Origin of the sequence: Paenibacillus pedocola (assembly GCF_031599675.1) — a bacterium.
Classification (GTDB): domain Bacteria; phylum Bacillota; class Bacilli; order Paenibacillales; family Paenibacillaceae; genus Paenibacillus_AQ; species Paenibacillus_AQ pedocola.
In genome coordinates this window covers 1478965-1505183 of sequence record NZ_CP134223.1, presented here as the reverse complement: position 1 = coordinate 1505183, position 26219 = coordinate 1478965, and the positions used below count along the sequence as shown (strand labels likewise).

General features: G+C 51.1%; 25 protein-coding genes and 1 tRNA gene. 10 read left to right on the top strand and 16 right to left on the bottom strand.

Annotated features, from left to right (window positions below; translation table 11 throughout):
* Positions 1 to 81: 81 nt before the first annotated feature.
* The 5 genes from QU597_RS06615 to ggt form a co-directional block, all read right to left on the bottom strand.
* Positions 82 to 1254 carry a BMP family ABC transporter substrate-binding protein gene (locus QU597_RS06615; protein WP_310831896.1) on the bottom strand — a complete coding sequence of 391 codons (1173 nt, stop codon included), beginning with the start codon at positions 1252 to 1254 and terminating at the stop codon, positions 82 to 84.
* A 218-nt stretch (positions 1255 to 1472) separates the two neighbouring features.
* A complete protein-coding gene (locus tag QU597_RS06610; RefSeq protein WP_310831895.1) occupies positions 1473 to 2093 on the bottom strand; it encodes an NTP transferase domain-containing protein in 621 nt (206 codons plus the stop codon).
* A gap of 65 nt (positions 2094 to 2158) precedes the next feature.
* The gene (locus QU597_RS06605; protein ID WP_310831894.1) at positions 2159 to 3733 is read right to left on the bottom strand and encodes a PucR family transcriptional regulator; all 1575 of its coding nucleotides are present in this window, start codon (positions 3731 to 3733) and stop codon (positions 2159 to 2161) included.
* A gap of 324 nt (positions 3734 to 4057) precedes the next feature.
* Positions 4058 to 5245 carry an amidase gene (locus QU597_RS06600; protein ID WP_310831893.1) on the bottom strand — a complete coding sequence of 396 codons (1188 nt, stop codon included), beginning with the start codon at positions 5243 to 5245 and terminating at the stop codon, positions 4058 to 4060.
* Between the two features lie 61 nt (positions 5246 to 5306).
* Positions 5307 to 6884 carry a gamma-glutamyltransferase gene (gene ggt / locus QU597_RS06595; protein ID WP_310831892.1) on the bottom strand — a complete coding sequence of 526 codons (1578 nt, stop codon included), beginning with the start codon at positions 6882 to 6884 and terminating at the stop codon, positions 5307 to 5309.
* A 225-nt stretch (positions 6885 to 7109) separates the two neighbouring features.
* Here ggt and chrB point away from each other — a divergent pair, with 225 nt between their 5' ends.
* A complete protein-coding gene (gene chrB, locus QU597_RS06590; RefSeq protein WP_369698841.1) occupies positions 7110 to 7691 on the top strand; it encodes a chromate efflux transporter ChrB in 582 nt (193 codons plus the stop codon).
* Positions 7691 to 8230: a chromate efflux transporter ChrA gene (gene chrA / locus QU597_RS06585; protein ID WP_310831891.1), complete on the top strand. Its 540-nt coding sequence runs from the start codon at positions 7691 to 7693 to the stop codon at positions 8228 to 8230. Before chrB ends, chrA begins: the two co-directional genes overlap by 1 nt.
* A gap of 23 nt (positions 8231 to 8253) precedes the next feature.
* Here chrA and QU597_RS06580 read toward each other — a convergent pair whose 3' ends face one another.
* The gene (locus QU597_RS06580) at positions 8254 to 8631 is read right to left on the bottom strand and encodes a PH domain-containing protein (RefSeq protein WP_054939376.1); all 378 of its coding nucleotides are present in this window, start codon (positions 8629 to 8631) and stop codon (positions 8254 to 8256) included.
* Positions 8632 to 8798: 167 nt separating this feature from the next.
* On the opposite strand from QU597_RS06580, the gene QU597_RS06575 reads away from it, so the two are divergent.
* The 3 genes from QU597_RS06575 to QU597_RS06565 all read left to right on the top strand — a co-directional run bounded on the left by QU597_RS06575 (position 8799) and on the right by QU597_RS06565 (position 11512).
* On the top strand, positions 8799 to 8960 hold the full coding sequence (locus QU597_RS06575; protein WP_167347599.1) for a hypothetical protein: 162 nt from the start codon (positions 8799 to 8801) through the stop codon (positions 8958 to 8960).
* A gap of 116 nt (positions 8961 to 9076) precedes the next feature.
* Positions 9077 to 11020, top strand: a complete 1944-nt coding sequence (abc-f, locus tag QU597_RS06570; protein ID WP_310831890.1) for a ribosomal protection-like ABC-F family protein — start codon at positions 9077 to 9079, stop codon at positions 11018 to 11020.
* Between the two features lie 18 nt (positions 11021 to 11038).
* Positions 11039 to 11512, top strand: coding sequence for an ASCH domain-containing protein (locus QU597_RS06565; protein ID WP_310831889.1), 474 nt, complete (start codon positions 11039 to 11041; stop codon positions 11510 to 11512).
* A 160-nt stretch (positions 11513 to 11672) separates the two neighbouring features.
* Here QU597_RS06565 and QU597_RS06560 read toward each other — a convergent pair whose 3' ends face one another.
* The 4 genes from QU597_RS06560 to QU597_RS06545 form a co-directional block, all read right to left on the bottom strand.
* On the bottom strand, positions 11673 to 11825 hold the full coding sequence (locus QU597_RS06560; RefSeq protein WP_236336393.1) for a hypothetical protein: 153 nt from the start codon (positions 11823 to 11825) through the stop codon (positions 11673 to 11675).
* A 202-nt stretch (positions 11826 to 12027) separates the two neighbouring features.
* A complete protein-coding gene (locus QU597_RS06555) occupies positions 12028 to 12645 on the bottom strand; it encodes an NUDIX hydrolase (protein ID WP_310831888.1) in 618 nt (205 codons plus the stop codon).
* Between the two features lie 45 nt (positions 12646 to 12690).
* On the bottom strand, positions 12691 to 13650 hold the full coding sequence (locus QU597_RS06550; protein ID WP_310833248.1) for a TRM11 family SAM-dependent methyltransferase: 960 nt from the start codon (positions 13648 to 13650) through the stop codon (positions 12691 to 12693).
* 38 nt (positions 13651 to 13688) lie between these two features.
* The gene (locus tag QU597_RS06545) at positions 13689 to 14144 is read right to left on the bottom strand and encodes a winged helix-turn-helix transcriptional regulator (RefSeq protein WP_310831887.1); all 456 of its coding nucleotides are present in this window, start codon (positions 14142 to 14144) and stop codon (positions 13689 to 13691) included.
* A gap of 319 nt (positions 14145 to 14463) precedes the next feature.
* Here QU597_RS06545 and QU597_RS06540 point away from each other — a divergent pair, with 319 nt between their 5' ends.
* Positions 14464 to 15819: a dipeptidase gene (locus QU597_RS06540; RefSeq protein ID WP_310831886.1), complete on the top strand. Its 1356-nt coding sequence runs from the start codon at positions 14464 to 14466 to the stop codon at positions 15817 to 15819.
* Between the two features lie 216 nt (positions 15820 to 16035).
* Here the strand turns inward: QU597_RS06540 and QU597_RS06535 are convergent.
* The 3 genes from QU597_RS06535 to QU597_RS06525 form a co-directional block, all read right to left on the bottom strand.
* Positions 16036 to 16109: transfer RNA gene (locus tag QU597_RS06535), tRNA-Gly, on the bottom strand.
* A gap of 76 nt (positions 16110 to 16185) precedes the next feature.
* Complete coding sequence (locus QU597_RS06530; protein WP_310831885.1) at positions 16186 to 18309, bottom strand: bifunctional diguanylate cyclase/phosphodiesterase; 2124 nt, start codon at positions 18307 to 18309, stop codon at positions 16186 to 16188.
* A gap of 171 nt (positions 18310 to 18480) precedes the next feature.
* The gene (locus QU597_RS06525) at positions 18481 to 19443 is read right to left on the bottom strand and encodes an aldolase catalytic domain-containing protein (protein ID WP_054939367.1); all 963 of its coding nucleotides are present in this window, start codon (positions 19441 to 19443) and stop codon (positions 18481 to 18483) included.
* A gap of 238 nt (positions 19444 to 19681) precedes the next feature.
* Here QU597_RS06525 and QU597_RS06520 point away from each other — a divergent pair, with 238 nt between their 5' ends.
* The 4 genes from QU597_RS06520 to QU597_RS06505 all read left to right on the top strand — a co-directional run bounded on the left by QU597_RS06520 (position 19682) and on the right by QU597_RS06505 (position 22406).
* Positions 19682 to 19924, top strand: coding sequence for a FeoA family protein (locus QU597_RS06520; RefSeq protein ID WP_054939366.1), 243 nt, complete (start codon positions 19682 to 19684; stop codon positions 19922 to 19924).
* Entirely contained in the window at positions 19921 to 21933 is a 2013-nt protein-coding gene (gene feoB / locus QU597_RS06515) for a ferrous iron transport protein B (RefSeq protein ID WP_310831884.1), read from the top strand. Before QU597_RS06520 ends, feoB begins: the two co-directional genes overlap by 4 nt.
* 42 nt (positions 21934 to 21975) lie before the next feature.
* Complete coding sequence (locus tag QU597_RS06510; protein ID WP_310831883.1) at positions 21976 to 22158, top strand: FeoB-associated Cys-rich membrane protein; 183 nt, start codon at positions 21976 to 21978, stop codon at positions 22156 to 22158.
* A 110-nt stretch (positions 22159 to 22268) separates the two neighbouring features.
* On the top strand, positions 22269 to 22406 hold the full coding sequence (locus QU597_RS06505; protein WP_167347598.1) for a hypothetical protein: 138 nt from the start codon (positions 22269 to 22271) through the stop codon (positions 22404 to 22406).
* Positions 22407 to 22511: 105 nt separating this feature from the next.
* Here QU597_RS06505 and QU597_RS06500 read toward each other — a convergent pair whose 3' ends face one another.
* From QU597_RS06500 to QU597_RS06490, 3 genes are all read right to left on the bottom strand, one after another.
* On the bottom strand, positions 22512 to 24044 hold the full coding sequence (locus tag QU597_RS06500) for a leucyl aminopeptidase (RefSeq protein ID WP_310831881.1): 1533 nt from the start codon (positions 24042 to 24044) through the stop codon (positions 22512 to 22514).
* A gap of 155 nt (positions 24045 to 24199) precedes the next feature.
* Positions 24200 to 25303: an ATP-binding protein gene (locus QU597_RS06495; protein ID WP_310831880.1), complete on the bottom strand. Its 1104-nt coding sequence runs from the start codon at positions 25301 to 25303 to the stop codon at positions 24200 to 24202.
* A gap of 441 nt (positions 25304 to 25744) precedes the next feature.
* On the bottom strand, positions 25745 to 26152 hold the full coding sequence (locus tag QU597_RS06490) for a hypothetical protein (protein ID WP_310831879.1): 408 nt from the start codon (positions 26150 to 26152) through the stop codon (positions 25745 to 25747).
* Positions 26153 to 26219: the final 67 nt, after the last annotated feature.

The following is a 26219-nucleotide window of genomic DNA, read 5'->3' as shown; positions in this document are numbered from 1 at the left end:
TAGTACGGGTGGGGAAGGTTCCACCTTAACGGAACCCGCCCCACCCATAAAGACATGCATTATGAAATTAGGAGTAAGGCATTATTGCGGGATTGTGCCCTCTACACCCTTTGCCAGCCAGTTCATACCCAGTACTTCCTCAAGGGTCAGTGTCTGGCCTGCCTTAACCTGTTCTTTGCCTTGGTTATCGGAGATCGGGCCAGTAAATACATCCAGCTCGCCGCTGATAATCTTAGCCTTAGCATCTTCTACCAGGGCCTTTACATCATCCGGAACCTTGTTGCCGAATGGTGCAATATCGACCATCTTATCGTCCATGCCGCCGGAATATTGTTCATTGGTCCAGGTTCCATCCATTACGGACTGAACCACCTTGGTGTAATAAGGACCCCAGTTCCATACCGGGTTGGTCAAATAGTTGTCTGGAGCGTATTTGCCCATATCGGAGTCATTGCCTCCGGCAAATGCGCCGCGTTCCTGTGCTGCCTGGAGTGTTGCAGGAGAATCTTGATAAGCCATCAGTACATCTGCACCTTTATCCAAAAGGCTGATTGCGGCCTGACGTTCCGTTGCAGGGTCATACCATGTGTTGGTCCATACTACGCTGACCTTCACATCAGGATTTACACTTTGGGCGCCCAGCGTAAAGGCATTAAGGTTATAAATAACTTCGCTGATCGGGAAAGCTCCTACATAACCAAGCTGGTTGTTCTTGGTCATTTTGCCGGCTGCAATCCCTGACAAATAGCTGCCCTGATAATTTTTCCCGAAGTAAGTTCCCATGTTTGCTGCTGTTTTGTAGCCGGAAGCATGCATAAACTTCACATTCGGAAATTTATTAGCTACGTTAAGCGTAAAATCCATATATCCGAAGCTTGTCGTAAATACAATATCGTGGTTCTGAGCAAGCTCCGTGATGATCCGCTCAGCATCCGCGCTTTCCGGAACGTTCTCAACAGTATCTGCAGTAATGCCCAGCTCTTTCTCCATGTACAGACGGCCTTGATCATGCTGATACGTATACCCGCCGTCACCCGGAGGTCCGATGTAGACAAAAGCAACCGTCGGCTTCTTTGCAGCCGGCTCTGTTGTTGCTGTCGCCTCTGTTGCTGTTCCCGCATTCGTTGCCGCCGGCGCCTCCGTAGCAGCTGTGTTCGTAGCCGCGTTGTTATTGCTTCCGCAGCCCGCCAGTACCACCGCGAGCAGGAACACAAGCACAAAGCTTAGCGTAAATCCCTGACCCCTTCTTTTCATAATTCTCCTCCTCCAGGAAATCTCTCATAATGGCTGTAACCATTAATGTATCTCTACTATACTGAGACCGGACGTTCACGTAAATTTATATAACATACGTTTGTGCCTTGTAATAAGAAGTTCTATTTTTTTTGTGCCTAATGCACTAAATCGAGATAAATTATACTTAAAATATGTGATATTTTATAACATTTATCTGGAAACACATCTTCTTGATGTCAGCTTTCTCCACGAACACTCCATTCCTTCCGGATTGGCCCTGAATCAAACGGCGTACCGTTATCCATGAAAAGGCGGACGGCATCCGGTTCCAGAACAACCCCTTTATATTCAGCCGAATACAGAATTTCTGCCGCCCCCTTATCACCGTCCAGCCCTTGCAGGACAGTAAACATTCCTCTGGAAAAAAGAGCGGGCGGCATCACCATTCCTTCATGGGTGCTGGTCACATAATCGAGTCCCGGATTCCGCTCAAAAGTACCGATCAACCGGTTCACAAGTGATGCCGTAATAAACGGCTGATCAGCAAGAGCCACAACCACAGCATCAGGCTGCATCGGCAGAATCGCATTCAGCCCGCAGCGCAGGGAAAAGGAAAGTCCCAAATGAGCGGTCAGGCAGGTTTCGGTACGTCTTACGCGCTGTTCACCGGCAGGAGGCAGCCATTCCAATTGATCATCTGCACGAACGACAACCACCAGCGGTTCAAGAGCGCAGCGGTCAAGCTCACTGAGCACGACACTCCTAAGCGAGACCTCCGGGGACAGCTTCAGCGATGACTTCGACACGCCCGTTCGTCTGCTCTGTCCTGCCGCCAGATAAATACCGGCTATTTTCAAAGCTCTCCACTCCTTTCGGCAGCGCCTGTTGTAATTGGGATTAACTCCTCAGCAATACGGAGGACTTAGTCGCGTTCCAGCATTTTGCGGAATACGAATACCAGCTTTAGCCTCATCAGGTCATTGATTTTTTTGAAATCGACATCCAGAAGCTCACTTAACTTCTCAATCCGGTAAGTGGCAGTGTTGCGGTGAATGAACAGTTTTTTGGCGGTTTCGTTCACATGTCCATCATTGTCCAGATATACCTCCAGCGTATGGAGCATCTCCTTGACGTATTCCGGCTCCCGGCTGAGCAGCCCGCGCAGGTTGCCGTTAATATACTTTTCCATCGTATCCGTCGGAATCTGGCCCAGCAGGAGATGCAGCTCAAGCTGGCGGTAATGCACCACATTCCCGTACGCCCCCCACTGCCGGGCCATCGACATGCATTCCCTTACCTCGGCAAAAGCCTCCTTCAGTCCTTCCGGCTTCACCTTAATACTGCTAACTGCCGCCCGGGGATAGTACGTTTTATCAAGCTTCAAATTGTGAAAACATTCATTTATCAGAGCACGAAACTGTTCAGGGCTGTGCTGGCTAACCGGCAACAGTGATACTACCCCCTCATCCATGATGACATGAATGGCATTCAGCTCCCGCAGGGCAGGATGCTCCGCATATTCCTCCTTCAGCCGGAGCAGTTCCCCCTGCCGGTCATCTCCAATAGCGGCTGTATCGGTAAGCACCAGTTGAAAAGGGGAATGCAAAAGTGTCACTTCCAGCTTGACTGCGGCCTGGGACAGCTCGCTGCAGGACAATCCGCCCTTCAGGCACCGGCGCAGGAGACTGCTGAATTCACGGTGCTCGGCATGCTCAAAATAATCTTCATAACCGGAATGAATATGAAAGGAAATAAGTTCAGCTCCCTGGACAAATAAGCTCTCTTCCACAGGCAGCAGCAGCGGGTCAATCGGACAGTACAACAGGTAGCCGGAGCATTTCTCCCCTTGCATTAACGGTATCCGCAGGCCTGTTTTGTCACTGATGCGAAAACGCTGATTGCGGTTCTGCCAAGGCCAGCCTTCCAGCAGCTGTCGGTCTTCGTACTCCGAATTATTGTACACCGCGTCTCCCCGGGCGCTTACAACTGCAAGGGGGTAGCCAATTACCTCGGATACCGACTCGAACAGCGGGCGGCTCCGTCCGGAGCGTAGCGCGAAGCGCATCAGCTTGCGCTGCTTATCCATAATGCTCTGCAGCATACTGGTGCTGCGCGACAGTTCTGCACGAAACAGCCCGTTCATCTGATCGGAGAACGTAAACTGGAACGGCAGCTCAATCAGCGGGAAATTCAGCGTCTCCGCTTCAGCGATCAGCTCCTCCGGGACCGTATCCCAGAAGCGGCCTAACTTGATGCCCAAGGCGGAAGAACCGCGGCGGTTCAGGGTGTGCAGCAGTGCAGACGCATCCTCCAGGCTGTCCTTGATCAAATAGGCTGTTGTCAGCAGCATTTCCCCTTCTTTAATCCAGTCCGAAATATCCGGCGCATCCATCACATTAATCGACTTCACAATTCTGTGTTTCCCCTTAGCTCCGGCTATAAGTTTTGCTTCGGATAAAGGATAAATGGACAACGCTTCTTCAACGGTAAGATGCATGCCACCCCTCCTCAAATAGGTTCATTTATTATCGTTCGGTCTTTATGTTACTTTATGTAACATTATAGATAAAATGACCCCTTATTGAAAGAGAAAGTTTAAATCTTCCGTATATTATGTTAGATAATATTACGTATGTCACAAAATATTAACGATTGCACTTCTATTTGCTGACGGGTCCACATTCTGGCGCTGCGTTTGGCTTATGAACGGATAATGGAGGGGAGCCCGAAATAGCGCGGAGTGTGAGGGATGAATAAAAAACTTCCGTTCCCGCGTGATTACGCAGAGACGGAAGCCGTGTATGCCAACGTTTATTTGCTTCTAATTCCAATTTTGCCGGACCCATGAGAGCAGGCGGTGATCCTGGCCGTAACCGCCGATGACAGACAGTCCCAGCGGCAGTCCGCCGGGGCCATGAACCGGCAGCGTGATCTGCGGCAGTCCCGCCAGCCCCGCAATACAGCAGAGCATCATCGCTCCGCTGCGGTTCAGTTCCAGCTGCTGCAGATCACCGCCGCGCAGCGGCGCTGGTCCGGGAACCGTAGGGATGACCAGACATCCGTCTTCCCCAAGCAGATCCCGCAGCCTGGCCGTAATCTCCTGCCGCAGGGATATCGAACGGCTGTGATCTTCCCCGGCAATGGTTGCCGCCCAGGTGAAGCGTGCAGCAATGTCCGGGCCAAAGACCGGCTGCTCCTGCTCAATCCACGCTCCATGGGTGGCCCAGATTTCTGTACCCTGCAGCTCCCTGAACACATCCATCCAGGTTTTCAAGCCTTCCGCTGAAATAACCGTTTCCAGCGTTTCATCTGCTCCCGCTCGCAGCCGGTGGAGTCCTTGCTCAAGGAATTCGGAGCATGCCGTTTCTGCCAGCGCCCAGCAATCCGCAGGGATGAACAGTTTGCTCATTCTGTAACTATTCTGCTGTAATGGCACCTGCTCCGTACCGAGCAGTACCTTGCCTATCCGCAGCAATAATTCCGGGCTGTCCGCAATCCAGCCCACCGTGTCAAACCCAGGGGCCAGCGGAATCACCCCGTCCATCTCCACCACACCATGCGTCGGCCGAAAGCCATACACCCCGCAATAGGACGAGGGAACACGGATCGAACCGCCCGTGTCCGTGCCGAGCGCGAAATCCGCTTCGCCGGAGGCTACCGCCACTGCAGAGCCGCTCGAGGAACCGCCCGGTATCCGGCCAGGTCCGCGCGGGTTAAGCGGTGTGCCGTAGTGGTAATTCTCACCGCCCAGACTATACATCAGCTCATCCGTATGGGCAGCTCCGCGCAAAGACGCTCCGGCCTCCAGCAGTTTAAGCACCGTAGCCGCATGGGCTGCAGACGCTTCATGGCTGCGGAGCCAGTCGGGATTCCCGGCGGAAGAGCTGTGTCCGGCTACGGCGAACACATCCTTTACAGCAAAACTAAGACCTTCTAACACGCCCTGTTTCCGGCCGGTTACTTCAAGCTCCGGGACAATGAAAGCGCCATGTTGATTATTAAGGACCATCCCTTCCTCTCCTTTCCTCCCGGACCGAACGGGGATCTGATTCATATGCCGAAGCAATGCCCTACCAGCCAATGGCGGCACCATCGCAGCGCGGATCAGTCCCTCCGCTGCGGTAGCCGTTGCCGTCAATGGCGATGGCATGCGCATGGCCCATGATGCCGTCATATTCTCCGGCCTGCCGGACCATATGGCCGGCTGCGGCCAGTTCATCAAGCACATGCTGCCCCACGCGCTTCTCCACTTTCAGCTCCTGCGTCGGTTCTCCCCAGGTTCTGCCCCATACGAACCGCGGTGCATTCACCGCCTCCTGCGGATCCATGCCGTAATGCAGCATCCGCGTCAGCAGCATCGTCTGGGTCTGCGGCTGCCCTTCTCCGCCTTGTGTGCCATAGAGAAAGACTGGCTTGCCGTCCTTACAGGCCATAGCCGGCATAAGCGTGTGGAACGTACGCTTATGCGGTTCCAGCGTATTGATATGTGCAGGATCGAGCGAGAAAAAGGAGCCGCGGTTTTGCAGCAGAATCCCCGTCTCTCCAGCCACAGCGCCTGATCCGAATTCAAAATAAAGACTTTGTATGAACGACACCGCATTGCCCTCGCCGTCTACTACAGCGGCATAGGCCGTATCCCGGCCAATCGGCTCGCTGCCCAGCGCTGCAGCCCGCTGCATAGAGATGGATGCCGCAAGCTGCCCGCCATACTGCTTATCCAGCAGCCGGTCCAGCGGGACCGGACGGAATGCCGGATCGGTAAGCACCAGATCCCGGTCACGGAAGCTCAGCTTCAAAGCCTCCGCCAGCAGGTGATAATACTCGTAGGAACCCTGTTCGATATTCCCGAAATCAAAGTGCTCCAGTATATTCAGTGCCATCAGTGCCGCAAAGCCCTGTGAGTTGGGCGGCGCCTGATAAACGGTATGCCCGTGATAATCGGTGGAGACGGGGTCCACCCATTCCCCGTGATGATCGGCAAAATCATCACGGGTGAGATACCCGCCGGCGGCATGCATATAATTGGCTATATCCTGCGCAATTGCCCCCTTATAGAAGGCGTCGCGTCCGCCTGCCGCAAGCAGACGCAGCGTCCCGGCAAGCTGCGTCTGCACGAACTTCCCGTGGACAGCCGGAGGCCGTCCGCCGGGAAGATAGATCGCCGCCGCCTCGGGCGTCAGCGCGGCTCCGGCTAAGATGCTGCCCCCGTGCTGATCCTGCGACAGCGGAAACCCTGCGGAGGCGTAGCCGATCGCCGGCTCCAGCACCTCCGCGAAGGTCAGGCGGCCGTACTGGCGCTGGACCGCCGCCCAGCTGTCCGCCATTCCGGGCACCGTAATGGCGCTGCGGATCCCCCGCCGGGGAATGGCCGCCTCCCCGGCATAACGGTCCCTGCGGACGCCGTAGCCGGATCGTCCGCTGCCGTTGTAGGCCCGGACGCGCCCTTCGCCGGCGCTGTAGGTGAGCCAAAAGGCATCGCCGCCAAGCCCGGTCATATGCGGATAGACTACGGCGAGCGTTGCACTGACCGCTACCGCCGCATCAAAGGCATTGCCCCCTTTTTGCAGGATTCCCGCCCCGGCCGCGGAAGCCAGGTAATGGGGGCTGACCACCATTGTTTTTGTGCCGATTACTGGCCCTGTCGTCATGCACCCATCTCCATTTCGTGAAACGCTTAAGGTTAGTGTCATTTAACCGTACAGTAAATTCCCCTGTCAATGTGTTAAGGGCAAACTCAAATTCAGCCGGTCTGTTTTTGTGAGCCATGCACAAAGATTTACGCAAATACGGCATGTGCAGTAGTTGCCCTAATACCAGTTGTTATAGAATGAGTCAAACTCAGACTAAGCTTCTAAACTTTTAGGGGGAGTCCCGTGAAATCGACCAATAATGAATATGTGCAGCTTGCGGTGGCGATGTGCAGAACGGGAATTCTCGGCTACGGCGGAGGCCCGTCTGTCATCCCGCTGATCCGGCATGATGCCGTAACCCGGTACGGCTGGCTGACAGATGACGAGTTCGGTGAGACGCTGGCTATCGCAAACGCCTTGCCGGGACCGATCGCCACCAAAATGGCCGCCTATCTCGGCTATAAGCTAAAAGGAGTCCGCGGGGCCATACTCTCCGTGCTGGCGCATATCCTGCCCAGTTGTATCGCTATGATCGCCCTGCTCTCTGCCGTCAATTATTTAAGCGGCTCCAAAACCGTGGCGGGAATGATCGCCGCCGTTTCGCCCGTCATAGCGGTGATGCTCGGAATGATGGCGTACGAATTCGCACAAAAAGCCTTCAAAGGGCTTGGAAAATGGATTGGAACAGCTTTTCTCGTACTGGCGCTGGTGCTGCTGGAAGTACTGCATCTGCACCCGGCCATCGTCATTGTGCTCTATCTCGGTTACGGAACGGTTCATTACCGGATACTTGCGGGGAAGAATAAGAAGGGGGGGACCGCCTAATGGAATGGCTAGAACTGATCTTCGGATTTTTCATGGCTAATCTGCTCGGTTATGGCGGCGGCCCCTCCTCCATTCCGTTGATGTATGAGGAAATAGTCCCGCATTACGGATGGCTCACGGATGAACAATTTTCCAATATGCTGGCGCTTGGCAATGCCTTGCCTGGTCCGATTGCCACCAAAATCGCCGCTTACGTCGGCTATGATGTCTTTGGCTGGATTGGAGTCATTGTAGCGCTGCTTGCTACAGTCCTCCCTTCTGCCGCTGCCCTGATCATCCTGCTTCAAGTCATGCAGAAATATAAACAGTCTCCTGTCGTAAAAGGGATGACTCTGCTCGTACAACCGGTAATCGCTATTATGATGACTGTGCTTACGATTCAAATGGCTAAAAGTCCGGCAGAAGGCATCGGGATCTGGCAGACACTCATCATTGCCGTAATAGCTTTTGCCGCCATGAAGTGGCTGAAGCTGCATCCCGCACTTGTGATTGTTGCCGCTTTTGCCTATGGAGCGTTTCTGCTTCCTTATACGGTCTAGCCGCTGCCGGAACAATCAGGCCTTCATTTCAAAATATACTGCGACAGCACCGCCTGCACCTCGTAAATATTGACCGATTTATTGAACGTCTTCTTCAGCGGCAGGGCACTGCCGGATACATACAGGCACAGCTCCGCATCCAGATCAAAGTGGCCCGCCGTCTCCACGGAATAATGGGAAATACTCTTATAGGGTATAGAATGGTACTGTGTCTTCTTGCCGGTTACGCCCTGTTTATCAACGAGAATCAGCCGTTTATCCGTAAAAATAAACATATCCCTGATTAGCTTATATGCCCGTTCAATCTTCTCCTGAGGGGCCAGAATCCGCGCATATTCCCGCTGTACATCGGCTAGCTCAACCTGGGTTGCATTGCCCAGGAGCCCGTTAAAAATCGCCATAGTCTCTCCTCTTTCCCGTAAAAGAAATTTGGGCGGCCAGCACCGCTCCCTAACATCCTACTTGTGCCGCCGGAGTTATATGCGGTAAAAAATCCCTTTTGCCCTTGCTTATTCTGCCGATATTGGTTAAACTAACTTTAAATTTGTTACGAAGGAGGTGTGGAGGAATGGATCGCAATTGGACCAACAGTGTTATTAGCCGGCTGCCTATCGCTATGGCTGGCATCGTTCATGTAAATGCCGACAACGGGAGAAGTCTGTCCATTTACAAGAATTTAATAACACTAAACCATTGTGAAATGCCTTTCCAGCCACACTTCAACGGATAAACCAGACCGGAGAACTGTTCAAGGCCGCGGGGAAATTTCCTCGCGGCCTTTTTATGTTCTTTTCCGGCCCCCATCCTGATCAAGCGGCTCAGGGCATTCTAAAAAGGAGAATACACATGATCATCTCATGTCAAAATGTTCAAAAATACCACGGTGCCCAGCTCGTACTGAGTGACATCACCTTCGATATCCGCCAGGGCGAAAAGATCGGCCTCATAGGCCGCAACGGCTGCGGCAAAACCACTCTCTTCCGGCTGCTGAGCGGAGAAGAACGTCCGGATCAAGGACAAATATCCATCCGCCGGGGCAGTATTGTCGGCCTGCTCGCACAGATCCAAGAAGCTGACGCTCAGGAAACTGTCTATGCCGTTCTGCAGCGCAGCTTTGCCGAACCTCTCGCGTGGCAGAGCCGGCTGCGGGAGCTGGAGCAGCAAATGTCGGGACTGGATGCCGGCAGCGAAGAAGCTGCGTGGAATAGGCTCCTCAAGGAATACGGCAGCCTGCAGGAGAAATTCGAAGCGGCCGGAGGCTATGAGATCGACTCCTCTATCCAGCGCGTCGCGGCTGGCCTTGGCATCGCTGCCTCCCAATATAACCGCGTGTTCGCTTCCCTCTCCGGCGGCGAGAAAACAAAGGTCGGTCTTGCAGAGCTGCTGTTGCGACGTCCCGACGTTCTGCTGCTCGACGAGCCGACCAATCACCTGGACATGGAGGCTATCGAATGGCTGGAGCAGTACCTCCAGACCTATGATGGCACCGTACTGGCCATTTCCCATGACCGCTATTTCCTCGATGCCGTCGTCAGGAAGGTAGTTGAAATTGAAGACGGTGAAGCCATTACCTACCACACTAATTACAGTGGTTATCAGATAGAGAAGGAGGCCCGGCTGCTTCAGCAGTTCGCCGATTACCAGGAGCAGCAAAAGAAAATCAAACAGATGCAGGAAAGCATCAAACGGCTGATCGAATGGGGCAACCGCTCCAATCCGCCGAATCCTTCCTTTCACCGCCGGGCCGCTTCGATGCAAAAGGCACTGGACCGGATGGTCAAGGTCAAACGTCCGGTCCTGGAGCGCAAAGCGATGGATCTGCAGCTGCAGCAGGATGACCGGACCGGCAATCAGGTCGTTATCCTGGACCAGATCAGCAAAAGCTATGGCAGCCGCGTCCTCTTCACAGGAGCCAGCGATATCCTGAGATACGGAGAAACCACCGCACTCATCGGAGGCAACGGCGCCGGCAAAAGTACACTGCTCCGGATGATTCTCGGCCAGGAGGCCCCGGACAGCGGAAGCTGTACACTGGGCTCACGGGCAGCTGTAGGCTATCTCGCCCAGGAAGCCGTGCCTGAGGACGGCAAGCTGTCTGTACTGCGTTATTTCCGCGAAGAGGCGGAACTGGAGGAAGGCGAAGCCCGCGGACAGCTTGCCCGCTTCCTCTTCTACGGCAGTGATGTGTTTAAGGACATCACCAATCTGTCCGGCGGAGAGTGGACGCGGCTGCGCTTCGCGGTGCTGATGCACCGCCGTCCAAACCTGCTCATCCTTGATGAGCCGACCAACCATCTGGACATCGATTCCCGAGAGGCACTGGAAGAGGCGCTTGAGGAATTCCCCGGCACGGTGCTGGCGGTATCCCATGACCGCTATTTCATCAACCGCTGCTTCGGCAAGCTGTGGTCGATTGAAGACGGCCGGTTCCATGCATTCTCAGGGAATTATGAATATTACAAAGAGAAGCAGGGCGAGAAAGCCGCTGTCCGTTCTTCAGAAGCAGAGGCAGCCGGTTCCAAAGCCGGCGCTCCGCCGAAAAGTGATTCCGCACGAAGCAGCAGCTCCACTCCTCCCGCTTCCTCCCGCAAACCGCTCACTGCGGTCCGCTGGGAGGAAGAGATCGCGGCAGCCGAAGAACGGGTGAGCCGGATAGATGCCGAGATGCTGGAGCCCTCCATCGCCAGCGATGCACTGAAGCTGGCTGAGCTTCAGCGCTCGCGGGATGCCGCGCAGACCCAGCTGGATGACTTATATACAGCCTGGATGAACGAAGCGGAATTAATTTAAGGGGAGAAGGTGAATAGAATGACTGAAAACACAGCTATAGCAGACTATTGGAACGCATATGTAGAGGAGCACCCGGAGGCAGCGGATAAATACGACAGTGCATGGGCCTTCGGTGACAGCCCCCGGCTGGCAAATGAGCTCCTGGAACTGGTACTGCAAGGAATTAAGACGGGGACTGCCTCCAATAAGGTACTGTTCGAACAGCAGGGATTGAGTCTGCCTTTTATCGGCGGCCACTCCATCCTGCTGGATGGAGACGGTACGCCGAGGGTAATCATCGAGACAACGCATATCGAGACCGTCCCCTTTAATGAAGTGACTGCGGAATTCGCTTATTCCGAGGGCGAAGATGACCGTTCGCTGAAATCGTGGCGGCATGAGCACGAAGTGTATTTCACAAGAGAATTTAATCGCTACGGCATGTCCTTCGACCCCACAATGAAAGTAGTGTGTGAGAACTTCCGTGTGGTGCATGTGAAGCAAATGCCGTAACCAGAAGCAAAAAGCTGTGCCCTCCTTAAACAGGGGCACAGCTTTTTTTTGGTGGAAGCAATATGTGCAGTGAATTAAAAAGGCCGCTTCTTCCGTGGCGGAGAGGCAGCCTTCAATGTATAGTTGCAATTCATGTAGGATATAATTCTGCGGACGCTGTTTACCGCCAGATTCCTGTGATCCAGCCGAATACTGAGATCCATAAGGGAATGCTGATCAGAATACCCCATACCAGTCCGGTAGCAATATTGCCTTCGGCAGGACGTGTTACACTCTCCTGTGTAAGCGGAAGTCTCAACTCTTCTTGTTCCATGCGATCCCCTCCTAAAATATCTTATCGTCACAGTAGAGGAAAAAATGTAGACCGCCCGGCCCAAAAAGTTATGTTTCCGGATAATTTTTTAGATATAAAGGCTCAGCGGATGTTTTTTGTAAAGGCTTTCATAATTATTATTAACCAGTTTTTGCCTAATTAAAACTTATATTTCACTTTGTCATACATTATATGCACTTCCCTAGTCCAATATGACTGGCTTTTGAGGATTTTTTAAGAATTCGAAAAGCATCTTGATCTGCTTTTCCGTATTCCGTTCCTGGGACAGCTCAGGCAGTTCATCTTCACCAAAAAAGCCGACTCCGTTAGTTTCTACACCTTCCGCTGCTTCTCCTCCTGTAATCCGGCACAGAATGAAAAATTTGTATACATGATACGGCTCCGGCGGGTGATTATGGAACTTTTTGTCCAGCACAGCGAGCAGCCGAACCGCTTCAGCCTGATAACCCGACTCTTCGGCGATCTCCTTGACAGCCACCTCACTCGGTGACAGCCCGATATCCCCCCAGCCCCCGGGAAGCGCCCAGTTGCCGTCGAGCTTCTCGCGGACCAGCAATATTTTCCCGTCCTGAAAAATAACGCCGCGGATATCCACCTTTGGTGTACAGTATCCCTCATCCTCTGCAAAAGCGAGCCGGATCTTCTCCTTGCTCTCAAACGTATAATTCGCCAGAATATCTACGCTAAGCTCACGCAGCGCCTGATACCGCTCAATATCGTAAACATCCTTAGCGTATGTAAGACCCGTCTGGGCAATGCCCTGAATTTCCTTGGCCCAGGTTAACCATTTCGCTTCCATCACAGCAGCGCCTCCACTCAAGTTTTTATGTTTCTGCGGATTAAGTTATCTGCACAGCATCAAATGACGGGAGAACAGGCCTTTTTTGGCCACACAGCGGTCTATAATTTCAAACCCGGCAGCCCCGATCATTTCGTCCATCGCTTCAATGGCTACAATGACAACCCGGTCAGCAATTCTGCGGGCATTGACCAGAATATCAAACTGCTCTTCCGGCGTGATGCTGGAGTACAAATTATAAGGCATGTCCACAACCGCTGCATCGTAATGCTCCGTTATGTCAGCGATATCACCCAGGGTAACCTCACTTTCAAAGCCGAAATGGGCAATATTCGTCCGTGCTCCCGCCGCAATGAAGGGATTAATGTCACGCCCGACAATATCTATCCCCATAGACAGCGCTTCGACCATTACCGTTCCGATGCCGCAGCAAGGATCGATAGCTCTGATACCGGCCGGCTGCGGCACAGCCATGTTGACTGCTGCCCGGGCCACGCGCGTACTGAGCGCAATGGAGTAACTGCGCGGTTTCTTCATCTGGCGGAACCAGGTCGCTTGGTTCTTATGATAGGTCCCAAAGTACCAGCGGCCGCCCAGCGTTACAATCCCGTAGACTAGCTCCGGACGGTTTACATCCGCCTCTCCCTCGATGCGCAGGCCGATTTCCCGCTCAATCACTCTGCGTTCATCGTACGCTATTTTGTCCTCCGGGGACAAATCATTGGTCTTCACGAAGATCACCTTAAAGGTCTTTCCGTCCACCTCTACCTGCTCTGTCTGCTTATAAATTTCCGGCAGGCTGTCTCCGGCGTACATTACATCTATCCGTTCCTTGATAAACGGACTGCGGCTGACTTCTACATTGATACTGCTGGCGAAGATCCCCGGAGGAATTGCCTGGCCAAACAAACAGCGCAGCTCCATACCGCATAAATCCAGCTCGTCCCCGGAACAGGCATATGTATAAATATAAGCGGGAATCTCTCCCGTCTGAACTTGCTTCATTTCATGCTCCAAACCTGATTGTGAATTCGCTGACACTATTATTCCGCTCCTATCGCTTCCGCCGCTGGCGGCGCTGTTGTTTCTTCCAGGCCATCTACCGTTAAGGCATCCTCTTGCCTGCTGTCATAGCTTATACGCGCACTGGTAATTTCTTCACGATTCCCGTTTACCCATCCGACCAGAGTAGTCAGCGGCTGCAGCAGGGACTCTCCCAGCGCGGTTAAACCGTATTCAACGGTTAAGGGGACCGTGGGTGTTGCTTTCCGCCAGACGATTCCATCGCGCTCCAGATAGCGGAGGGTCTGGGTCAGCATCCGCTGTGAGATTCCGCCGGAGCGCCGCTGCAGCTCCTTGAACCGCAAGGGCCCGGAACCGAGATTGACGATTATCAGCACACTCCATTTGTCGCCGACCCGGTCTAAAATCTGCCGGGCAATGGTGCAATCCTCCAGCAGCGGCTGCAGCCGCTCTTGCTCAGTGAATGATCGGTCCATAATGGTTACCTCCATGTAACCTAAGCATTTAATAGTGCCTTCTTGCGCCATAGGTCAGTTAAGTCTAGCATGGTTACTGAACGTAATCAACAACCGGAAGGGAACTGATCTAATATGAAAACAATCGCTATTATAAACACCGGCCCGGGATCGGCTGGTAAGCCGATTTGTAATCTGTTTTGATCCATAGTGAGTTCTCCAGTATAATGGATGCATTACACTGCCAAACTAGCCGGTGGTCAATTAACGGCCCGGTTCAGGATTTTAGCTTATCTGGACGGTTTTGCGCAGCGAAACTCCAAGGAGGTACATATTCACTATGACTTATGAACAATATTTCCAGGCTGAGCGCGAAGCTCAGCTCTCTGAACTGAAGGAATGGCTGGCCATTCCCAGTATCTCTGCCCTTTCTGTGCATAAAGAGGACGTGAACTCGGCAGCCCATTGGCTGACAGATACCCTGAAACGTGCCGGACTGGAGAATATTGAAATCCATCCTACCGCGGGCCATCCGGTGATATATGCAGATTACCAGCATGCTCCAGGGAAGCCGACTATTCTGGTTTACGGTCACTATGACGTGCAGCCGGTAGATCCGCTGAACTTGTGGACAACGCCTCCGTTCGAACCGGAAATCCGCGACGGCAAGCTCTATGCACGCGGAGCTACTGACGATAAAGGCCAGGTGTTCATGCACATCAAAGCCATCGAAGCTATCCTTAAGCAGGAAGGCACACTGCCAGTCAATATCAAGCTGTGCATCGAAGGCGAAGAAGAAATCGGCAGCGTAAATCTGCCGCCGTTCCTGGAAGCAAGCAAGGATAAGCTGGCAGCGGATGCAGTACTCGTCTCCGACACCGCCCTCCTGGAACGCGGACGCCCGGCGATCTGCACCGGTCTTCGCGGCCTCTGCTCCCTTGAAGTCAGCGTCCATACGGCTTCCACCGATTTGCACTCCGGCTCTTACGGCGGCGGGGTACCCAATGCGCTGCACGCGCTAGTCTCATTGCTCAGTTCGCTTCATGATGACAAAGGCCGCGTAGCTGTTGAAGGCTTCTACCAGGGCGTACCTGAGCTCTCCCCGCTGCTGCGTGAAGAGTTCGCCAAACAGGGTGTGAATGAAGAGAAGATCAGAGAATCCCTCGGCCTCGATCAGCTGTACGGTGAAGAAGGCTACAGCTTTGTTGAGCGGGTCGGCGCCCGTCCGACGCTTGAGCTTAACGGTGTCTACGGCGGCTTCCAGGGGGAAGGCAGCAAAACCGTCATTCCTAAGGAAGCTCATGCCAAGATTACCTGCCGCCTGGTCGGCGACCAGGATCCGCAGCATATTCTGGATGCTGTGGAAGCTCATCTGAATGCCAACATCCAGGCAGGGGCAAAGGTACATGTGAAGCAGATGGAAAAAGCGCGCGCCTTCAACATTGATCCTTCGAACCCGATTCTGCAGACGGCTGCAGATGCTTTTGGCAAAGTATACGGGACCCGCGCCCTCTTCACCAAAGACGGGGGATCGATCCCGATTATGGAGAGCTTCTCCCGCATTCTAAAGGCACCGGTTGTCCTGATGGGCTTTGGTCTTGATGACGAGAACCTGCACGCTCCCGATGAGCACTTTAACCTGGAGAACTTTGATAAGGGCCTGCTTACAATTGTAGAGTTCCTGAAGACGGTATAACTCAGGCAAGCAATTTGCAGCAATACACAACAATAAAGCCAGGGTCCCGCAGATACTGCGGAAACCCTGGCTTATTTATGCATGATACCGGATTAAATAAAAAAAGCCTTTGAGATGATGACAACAAAATAAACAAACCCAGAATTGCAGCTATTGACTTACAAATAAACAAATAAAAAAAACCCTTGCATAACAAGGATTTCAGAAGTTAATAATTGGAGCGGGTGATGGGAATCGAACCCACGCTATTAGCTTGGAAGGCTAAAGTTCTACCATTGAACTACACCCGCGAGCGTAAAGTGAAGACAAAAGATATTGTATCATTCCGATGAATAAAATGCAACCCTAATGACTTACCCGCTCCGCTTACAAAGATACGCCCATTAATGGCTTTAGGAATTCTGTTTCAAATTCTGCGGCTATTACCGGTTTGCTGAACAGATAACCTTGCGCTTCATGGCAATGCTGCTGGCGCAAGAAGTTCAGCTGATCTTTATTCTCCACGCCCTCAGCGGTAACCTTCAGCTTCAAGTGGTGGGCCATGGATGTAATCGTAGAGACAATCGCAGCATTATTGCTGTCTTCCATCACTTCAGAGACGAAGGAACGGTCAATCTTCAGCCTGTCAATCGGCATATTCTTCAAATAATGCAAGGAACTGTAGCCTGTGCCGAAATCATCAATACTGATGAATACGCCAAGCCGCTTCAAGCGGTTAAGCTGGTCAAAAGCGGTTTCCTTGTCCAAGGTCATGCTTTCCGTAATTTCCAAATCCACATAACAAGGATCCAGACCGATCTCCTGCAGGATGGCATCAATTTTACCGGCCAGATTAGGCTGTAGAAACTGGCGCATGGACAGGTTAATGGATACACAGATCGGGCGGTATCCCGCTGCCTGCCACTCTTTATTTTGCCGGCAGGCTGTTTTCAGTACCCATTCCCCGATGGGAACGATGAGTCCGCTCTCTTCTGCAATCGGAATGAACTCCACAGGCGATACAATCCCCCGTTTTGGATGATTCCAGCGCAGCAGTGCCTCCATCCCGACAATTTCTTCGGTCTCAAGCCGTACCTGCGGCTGATAGACAAGATAGAATTCATCACGTTCCAGTGCCCGGCGCAGATCGTTTTCCAGCTTGAGGCGTTCTTTGGCCTTCATCTGCATGGATGGTATATAGCGGCGGATCTCCACGTTTTGCTCTTTGGCATTATGGACAGCCGTATCCGCATTCTGGATCAACTGTTCTGCCGTATCCCCATCGCCGGGGTGGATACTCATCCCAAGGCTCAGAGAGATATGATATTCACCGGATTCCAGCTGCACTGGAGTCTCGAACAGCCGCAAAAGCTCAGACGCGCGCACCAGGCAGCTCTCTACACCGGTCCGCTCCGTCATCAAGAAGGCAAACTCATCTGCCCCCATACTGAACAGTTCTTCGTTCACCTGAACCTCATTTTGAAACCGCTCCGAAACAAGCTGCAGCAGCAGATCGCCGGCGTAATGCCCCAAAGAGTCATTGATATTTTTAAAATGATTAATATTCATAATGACCAGCGCCGAAAATCCACGGCTTTTATCTTTTTCACTCTGCACGATCATTTCTTCCACACGCTGCATCAGACGCCTTCTATTCGGAAGACCTGTCACGTCATCGTGATATGCCAAAAAGTTAATCCGTGCTTCCGCCTGCTGATTCTCATGGTAAGGTTCATCGATCGTCAGCCGGTACACACCGGTGAGCATCAGATAATAAGATATTCCGCTGCTGAGCATTCCAAAGAGATAGTCCATCTCCCCGACACTTAACAGGTTCATGAAGAATACCTGACCCAAGGCGAAAAAGATCAAGGCGCGGATAATAATGAGCAGAGAGGCAGATTTCTCAACCCTGCCCGGGTATACAATAATGCCGACACTGAGCAGATAGACAAACAGCACCGCCATATCCACCAGATGCTTCATCGTGTTTACCCAGGAGTAGGCCGGAAATCCCTGAGCAATGGAATGGCTAAAGATCAGAAGTGACAGCGAAAGGGCAATCAGTACGAGCGATACACCGAACACCTTTTTTTTACCCGTTACAGATACAGGCTGGTCTTCCTTGCTGAAAATAAACAGTATGCCGAATGCGCTGGCCAGACGCGAGAAGGTAAGCAGCCAAAGGGATTGATCGGTGCTGATCATAGAAGATATTGCAGGAATTCCCACAAAACTTAAGGTGTGTAAAAAATCAAAGATGCATACTCCTAAAAATAAAGCGGAGGTATAAAGTCTTGCTCTGGATAATTTGTCGGAGAAAAACAGCCATCCTTGGGCAAAAATCGCAAAACCAAAAGCTATATTGCAGCAGCCGATAATAAGATAGAATGCTAGCAGTACATCCTGATTCTCGATATGACTAAGCGGTGTGCGGAAAATCTGAATTAGAAGGAACAGTGCGGCCCCTATAATCGCCGCTTGGATTGTCTTTCTCTCTTCTTGTCTCATAAGTCCCTCGCGTCTAAAAAAAATGATATCTACTATATAGATGAATGAATGATTTAAGCCCTACATTTAAATATCGGCTGTACCGTCCTGTAAAGTTACACTCACCACTTATATTTAAAAGAAAAAGCACCTCCCCCTGAGGCAGAGGTCGGCACTTTTGTATGAAGACGATTATTTATCTCCGAAACTAACCTCAGGCGTTGTCAGCTTGTCATAGAAATCGACAGCCTTATCTTTATCCTCTGATGAACGGAGCGCCATCGCTGAGCGCGGATGCTCATCTAAAGTGCCGGTGATCATGTATGGAATGATATATCCCCACTCTTCTTTCTCACGGAGCGGAATCATCAGACGCTCGATAATATCAAGAACCGGACGCAGCGTATACTTAGTATTCTTCAAGTGGGTAACCAGCAACTCAGTCGGGCAGTTCCCGGCGGCACGTCCCATCCCGTAGCAGGAGGCATCCAGCAGTTCTACTCCCAGCTCAGCCGCAATAAGAGTATTGGAGAAGGCCAGCTGCAGATTGTTGTGCGTATGTACGCCCAGACGTTTGTTAGGAAGATGGGTTTTGAACTTGTCCACCAGGTACTTCATGTCGTTATGATCGAGACTGCCGTAAGAATCTACAATATAAACAACATCAACGACACTTTCCCGGATCATTTCAAAGGCTTCCAGCAGCTCATTCTCCATCACATTGGACAGAGCCATAATATTAATGGTTGTTTCATACCCGCGGTCATGGAAAGTCTGCACCAGCTGCAGTGCTTTGTCGACATCCTTGCTGTAGCAGGCAACACGGATCAGGTCAAGCATACTCTCGCTGCGCGGCAGAATATCATTTTCGTCCACCCGCCCGATATCTACCAGCGCCGACAGTTTGGTGTTTCCCTTTTGAGGAATAACTTTGCGCAGGAAATCATCATTCAGGAAACGCCATGGGCCTGCATCTTCTGCTCCTTTTAGCAGCTTAGGAGAGTTTTTATAACCGATTTCCATATAATCAACACCGGCTTCATTCAGACCGGCATACAGATTCTGCACAAATTCTACGCTAAAATCCCAGTTGTTGACGAGTCCTCCATCACGAATCGTGCAATCGACAATTTTGCTTTGATTATTCTTCACCATTTTGTTCTCCCTTCAACATTTCCTACATTATTTCCGCCAGCATAAGATTACTATGCAATCATTATCGTACAATCATACTTTAGTGAAGAATAAAATGTAAAGATTATTTCTGTTCTCTTCCATAACTGTTTTCAGCACATTTAAGCTATGATATAAATCACTGCAAAATTTATTAAAATTTGCTACAGTACAAGAAAGTAAATGAGATTGATTATCAGTCTCTATTGGAGGGATTAAAATGGCCTCTACATCCTGCTCATTACTGCGCCTACAACCGGGCTCAATAGGCTCCATTCATAGAATTGAAGGTATGAACCCTATCCTGCGACGCCGTCTTGCAGATCTCGGGGTGTCCGAAGGCGTTATGATCCGTCTAAAAGGAAAAGGCCCCTTCTTAGGTCCGATTACACTGGAATGTAACGGGCAATTGTTCGCGATTCGCCGGAAGGAAGCTTCCATGATTGAGGTGAATGTTTCATGAGTTCAATAGCACTCGTAGGTAATCCCAACACCGGGAAAACCTCACTTTTTAATACATTAACCTCTTCCTATGAATATGTAGGGAACTGGGCAGGCGTAACCGTTGAGAAAAAAGTGGGCAGCCTGAAGAATGGCGCCGGCAAGCTGATTGATCTGCCTGGAATCTACTCCCTGCACCCCCTTTCCCGTGATGAGGGCGTTGCCGCGCAGTATCTGATCGAGGAATCCCCGGAAGCACTGGTTAATATTGTGGATGCCTCACAGCTGGAACGGAATCTGCTGCTGACCCTGCAATTGCTGGAATATGGCAAGCCGACCGTACTCGGCCTCAATATGATCGATGTCGCTAAAGCACGCGGCATTTATGTTAATCCCGAGATCCTGCAGAAGCATTTAGGCATTACTGTACTGCCGCTGGTTGCCAGAACGGGCAAAGGCAGCGGACAAGTACTCAGTGTCCTGGAAAAAACATCGAGCATCCCTGCAGTAACCTTTAAGCTCCATTATGGTGAGCTCGTGGAGCAGGCTATCGGGGCCATTCAGCATGAATTGCAGCAAACTGCAGATTTGCCGAACCACCGCTGGGTTGCCCTTCAATTGCTGGAACAGAATCCGGTGGTGCTCGAGCTGCTGAGCAAACGCATCAATATCAGCCGCCTGCTGGAAATCTGCGATACCTGCCAAACCAAGCTGCAGAACAAGAAGCTGGCCCTGACGCTGCCGCAATGGATTCGTTCAACCCGTAAGGAATACATTCATTCCATATGTCTTGAGGCAGTGGATACCACAGCCCAGAAGCCGCATAATCTGACGGAAAGACTGGATTCCATTCTGACCCACCGGTTTTTGGGACTTCCTCTATTTCTTGTTTTTATGTATGCAATGTTCAAAACAACGTTTGACTGGGTCGGCGGACCTTTATCTGATATCGTAGACGGCTGGATTTCCGGCCCCATCAGTGAGGGTGCTAGTTCGCTGCTCCAGACTATCGGGGCATCAGGATTTACGCATGCGCTGATTGTAGACGGCATTATCGGCGGGGTAGGAGGCGTGGTTGTCTTCGTTCCGCAGATTTTTATTCTGTTCCTGATGATTTCTTTCCTGGAGGATTCCGGATATATGGCACGTGTCAGTCTGCTTATGGACAGCACAATGGAACGGATGGGGTTAAACGGCAAAGCCTTTATCCCATTTATTATCGGCTTCGGTTGTAATGTCCCGGCTATCATGGCTGCACGCAGCATTGAACAGCCTAAAGAACGGATGCTCACAACTCTCCTGTTGCCGCTCATGTCCTGCTCTGCCCGGCTGCCGGTTTATCTATTGTTTGCCGCAGTCTTCTTCCCGGCCCAGCAGGCAACGGCAGTTATGTCCATGTATGTGCTCGGTGTTGTATTCGCACTGATCCTGTGCAAGCTGTTCTCCAAACACTTGTTCAAGAATGAGTCATCCGTCTTCATCATTGAGCTGCCTCCTTACCGTATGCCGCAGCTTAAGACGCTTGGCCGCAGCACCTGGGAGAAAGGCAAAGGCTTCCTGCGCAAAGCAGGTACCATTATCCTGGCCGGTTCCGTAATAATCTGGCTGATGTCCTATGCCGGACCTACCGGATTCAATGTGGACATGGATAACAGCTTTTTGGCTAAATTCGGCGGGCTGATTGCACCGCTGCTGCAACCGCTCGGCTTCGGAACCTGGCAGGCCGGCTCTACGCTGGTTCCCGGCTTCCTTGCGAAAGAGGTTGTAGTCTCCACCATGAATATCATCTATCACACTCCGGATAATGCCGGATTGGAAAGTCAGATCTCTCAGGTATTTACACCGCTGAGCTCCATCAGCTTCATGGCCTTTATCCTGCTCTACATTCCTTGCCTGGCCACCGTAGGGGTAATTAAAAAAGAAACTGCTTCCTGGAAGTGGACCTTCTTCTCCATGGGCTACTCCCTGGTGCTGGCGTATATGGTATCACTTATTATTTTCCAGGGCGGAAGTTTATTGGGATGGTCGTAAAGCCTGGATTGGCAGATTTCTTGCAGAAAGCGGGGACAAACAATGATAGTCAATATTGTGATTGTAGCTGCAGTGTTCGGTTATTCCGGCTGGATGATTTACCGGCATGTTCAAAAAGGCAAACAAGGTGCTTGCGCCGGCTGTGATAAAAGCAAAAGCTGTCCGGCTGCTTCGCTGGATTCACCATTCTCCTGCTCTTCAGGAACGGCTGACAACAAGCTGTAAATAAGCGGTATTCAACTGCCAACTTCATACAGCAGGTTTAAACTCCTTAGCAATCGGGTATGTTTGTTATAAGCAATTGCAGCCAGACCACAACCTAAGGAGGAATAACCATGAATACTAAAAAAACGTTATTTACTACCGCAGCATTGGGAGCCGCTTATTTGCTGAAAAACAAGAATGCACGCGATAAGATTATGGAGGGCATCCAATCCTTCACCTCGCAAGTGAGGGCTAAGCGGAACAGCTGAACACCCTAAATCAGACCTTCATACCTTAACGATTTCACTTTGATTACAAAAAGCCGCAAGGCTCCTGAACCCTGGAGCCTTGCGGCTTTTCGTCTTAACCATCCTCTAACTTTCGGCTGAAGCAACAGCCTGTTCTGAACCTGTCCCATTGGTAAGATTCAGTAAATATTCCAGCAGCGTGCGCACCATAACTCCTGTTGCCCCTTTAGGGTTCACGCCCCGCTCTTTGGACAGGAAGGCCGTTCCGGCGATATCCAGGTGAATCCAAGGCCGCCCTTCAGCAAACTCACCGATAAATAAGCCCGCCGTTGTGGCACCTCCAAATCTTCCGGCTGCGTTGCGGATATCCGCCACTTCACTTCTCAGCATCTCGCGAAACTCAGGATACACCGGCAGCGGCCAGATTTTCTCCCCTGATAATCTGGAAGCAGCCAGCAACTCCTGTAAAAATGCCTCGTCATTAGTGACAGCACCGGTAGCAATATCCCCCAGAATCGACAGCACCGCACCTGTAAGCGTGGCTACATCAATGATGCGTTCTGCCCCCCATTCCATGGCATAGGTCAATGCATCTCCAAGTACTATCCTGCCCTCAGCATCGGTATTAAGCACCTCAATCGTTCTTCCGCTAAGAGAGGTTATTACATCCCCTGGCTTAAAGGCAGCAGCTGAGGGCATATTTTCTGCAGCAGGGATGACCATAACTACATTGATCCGCGGCCGCAATCTGCCCAGTGCATCAATGACTCCAAGTACAGCTGCCGCCCCGCCCATGTCACTGATCATATCCTCCATCCCTGGTGCTCTTTTCAGTGAAATTCCGCCTGTGTCAAAGGTAATTCCTTTGCCGACTATCCCTATTACATTCTCCCAGTCACCGGTTCCCTGGTAACGAATAGCTATCATCCGCGGCGGATGCACACTGCCCTTCCCGACAGCAAGCAGACCGCCCATGCCCTTTTGTTCAATTTCACGTTCATCCAGCACTTCAGCCGGAAGGCCGTGACGCTCAGCCACTTCAATGGCTGCTGCCGCTAGAGTGGATGGTGTCAGCAAATTGCCGGGAAGGTTCGTTAAATCACGCGCCAGATTCGTCGCTTCAGCAAAGGCCAATCCCCGTTGTATCCCCTGATTCCAGCTATCGTCGACTGCTGCCCCCATCTGCTGCTCCGTACGAAACACTACAGAGGTTAGTCCTCTATAAGGAGGCTGTTCCTGCTTGTAATGCTTCCTGCGGTAGCCCCCAAGTACTAGGCCTTCGGTAAGCATCTGTGCCACTATTACAGCCTCCTGAGACAGGAGCAGCTCTGGTATTTGAATGATAAGCACCGAGACTTTGTGGCGAATTGCAGCGCGGGAAACCTGGGCAGCCAGTACCCTTATTTCTTCTGCATCCGGTATTCCCTTCCCGCTCCCCGCCAAAATGACAATAGGGTGATTAGGCAAATCTCCGGCTGTCAATAGATAAGTCTGATTTAGCTTCCCTGCAAAAAGTCCGGCTTGGGCCAGCGGCTCTATTCTCGACTTCCATGCTGCCGGAAGACTGCCCCGCTCCAGCTCGGCTTCGGATACAATAACACATAAGGCATCACCAGTTATGGCAGCAGATGAACCGCCGCCGTTCCATTCAATGATCATATATTTCCCTCCAGCCGTTCTTCCTATAACCACTATCCGCCATGAAAACGCAGATAAGGCTGACTTCCCGCACTAAGCCGTGCATCACAGGAATCAGCCTTTTAGCATTTCTTATTATAACGTATGGGTTCTGAAAAATCAGCTTGCAGATCCCGCTATTGAATTAGCGGCAGGGATATGACAAAACGGGTCCCTTCGTTAACTCTGCTGCTGACAGAAATGCAGCCCCCATGATTCTTGATAATCCGGTCACTAACGGACAGCCCGAGCCCCGTCCCGTTTTCCTTCGTTGTAAAGAATGGATTAAACAATCTGTCGAGTGTGCAGAGATCCATCCCTTTTCCGTTATCAGAGATAAAGATTCGGACCTCTGCACCTTCTCTGCGGGCCCCAACCTCAATCTTGCCTATATAATCATCCGCGCGCTCTGTAATCGCTTCCATTGCATTTCTTATCATATTCAGCACTACCTGTTTCATTTGCTTGGCATCACCGGAAATGATCATATCGCCTTGAAGCGGATGGAGATTAATTTGGCAGCCCTTCATTAAGGCTTCACTCTCCGTAAGCAATACAACCTCTTTCAGTAATGCCGACACAGGAATCATGCTGACTTGGGGAACAGAAGGTTTAGATGACGTCAGAAATTCGTGAATAATGTCATTAGCGCGGTCAATCTCGGCCAGAATGATCTTGGCGTATTCCTCTTTACCCAGCTGATGCAGATGCGGATGCAGTAATTGGATAAATCCGCGAATCGCTGTCAGAGGATTACGAATCTCATGGGCGATTGAAGCGGATAATTTGCCCAGCATGGCCAGGCTATCGTTCTGATAAGCGGTCTGCTCAATCAGCTTATAATCGGAAATCTCTTTAAGGATAAACAAATAGCTTCCCTTCATTTGCTCGCCTGAGCGCAGGGTCGCCCGCCAATAACGGCCATATTCATCTATGAATTCATAAGTAGGTTTGTTTTTTCTCACCATTTCCCGGTAAGCTCGCAGCACCTGCTTTCTTTTTAAACGGCTTAACTGAATATTCGCCAGCAGATGAGTCATAGTGCAGCCTAGGAGTGAATGACGAGCTAATTCAAGGAAAGCATACATCTGCTTGTTTACAAAAACCAGAACCCCTTCTTCATCAAAAAGCATAATTCCGCTCTCAATGTGCTCTAGCACATCCTCATATGTGGTGTTCATTGATACGGATTGAAACATTCTTGCCGGCAAAAGCAAGCTTTCCTGATATTGGCTTATCACGATACGAAGTTCCCCCTTTTACTGCATTTGGCGTAGACGCTTAAGCGACATCAAATTACTATGTAAATGAGTATATGACGAAGCCGCCAGAACATTCGGAAATCGTATTATATTATCCAACCGTTTCAACTATATTCCAATCATATCCAAGAGAAGAAGACAACGCAATCAGAGAAACTGTCGAATGACAAAAAACTTGCTAAAATGATTCTTAAGGCATACTAAATATTATTACTAATGCAAGAAGCCGCTTATAGTGCTGCTCCAGGTTGCATTTCCCCGCAAAATTCCCCATACAGTGGGATTTCCATGGAAGCATATCCAGATCCTTGTCGGGGACCCCGAGTAGATACTTTCTGATACGTCAAAAAAGCCTCCGCAGCAGTAGCGAAGGCTTTGGTAACAGACTATATCCGGAACTTATTTGGATTAATAATGAGCTTAAGCTTTTTGCTGGAGGCGATTGCGCCGCTGACTCATTACTGCGAGGCGCTTCTTAAGCTCGCGCTCCCATTTGCTGTCCCCAATCTGCTTGGCTACGCCCAGCAGGTCAAGAGCCATGTCAATCTGACTGCGAACAATCGCCAGCGGATCTTCACTCTCCATATTAATGACATTCTCGAAGATCGCCTCTTCGTCTTCCATTACATAATCCTGAAAATCAACGTCGCTAACTCCATCGCCATGAGCATATTCCGCCAGAATCTCATACTCGTTCTCGACTTTGTAATGTACCTCTACCCGGTGGCAGACCGGGCAAAAAAGCAGGGGAACATTATGGACTTGCGTGCGATAATGTTTAAGGGTTCCCTTCGTTCCGACCATACTCGCTCCACAGCAAAAGCTCATTTTTGTTCACCCTCCTTGGGTATGTTCCATTGATTTCGTATTATTGTATTACAATAACCTGCAGGAG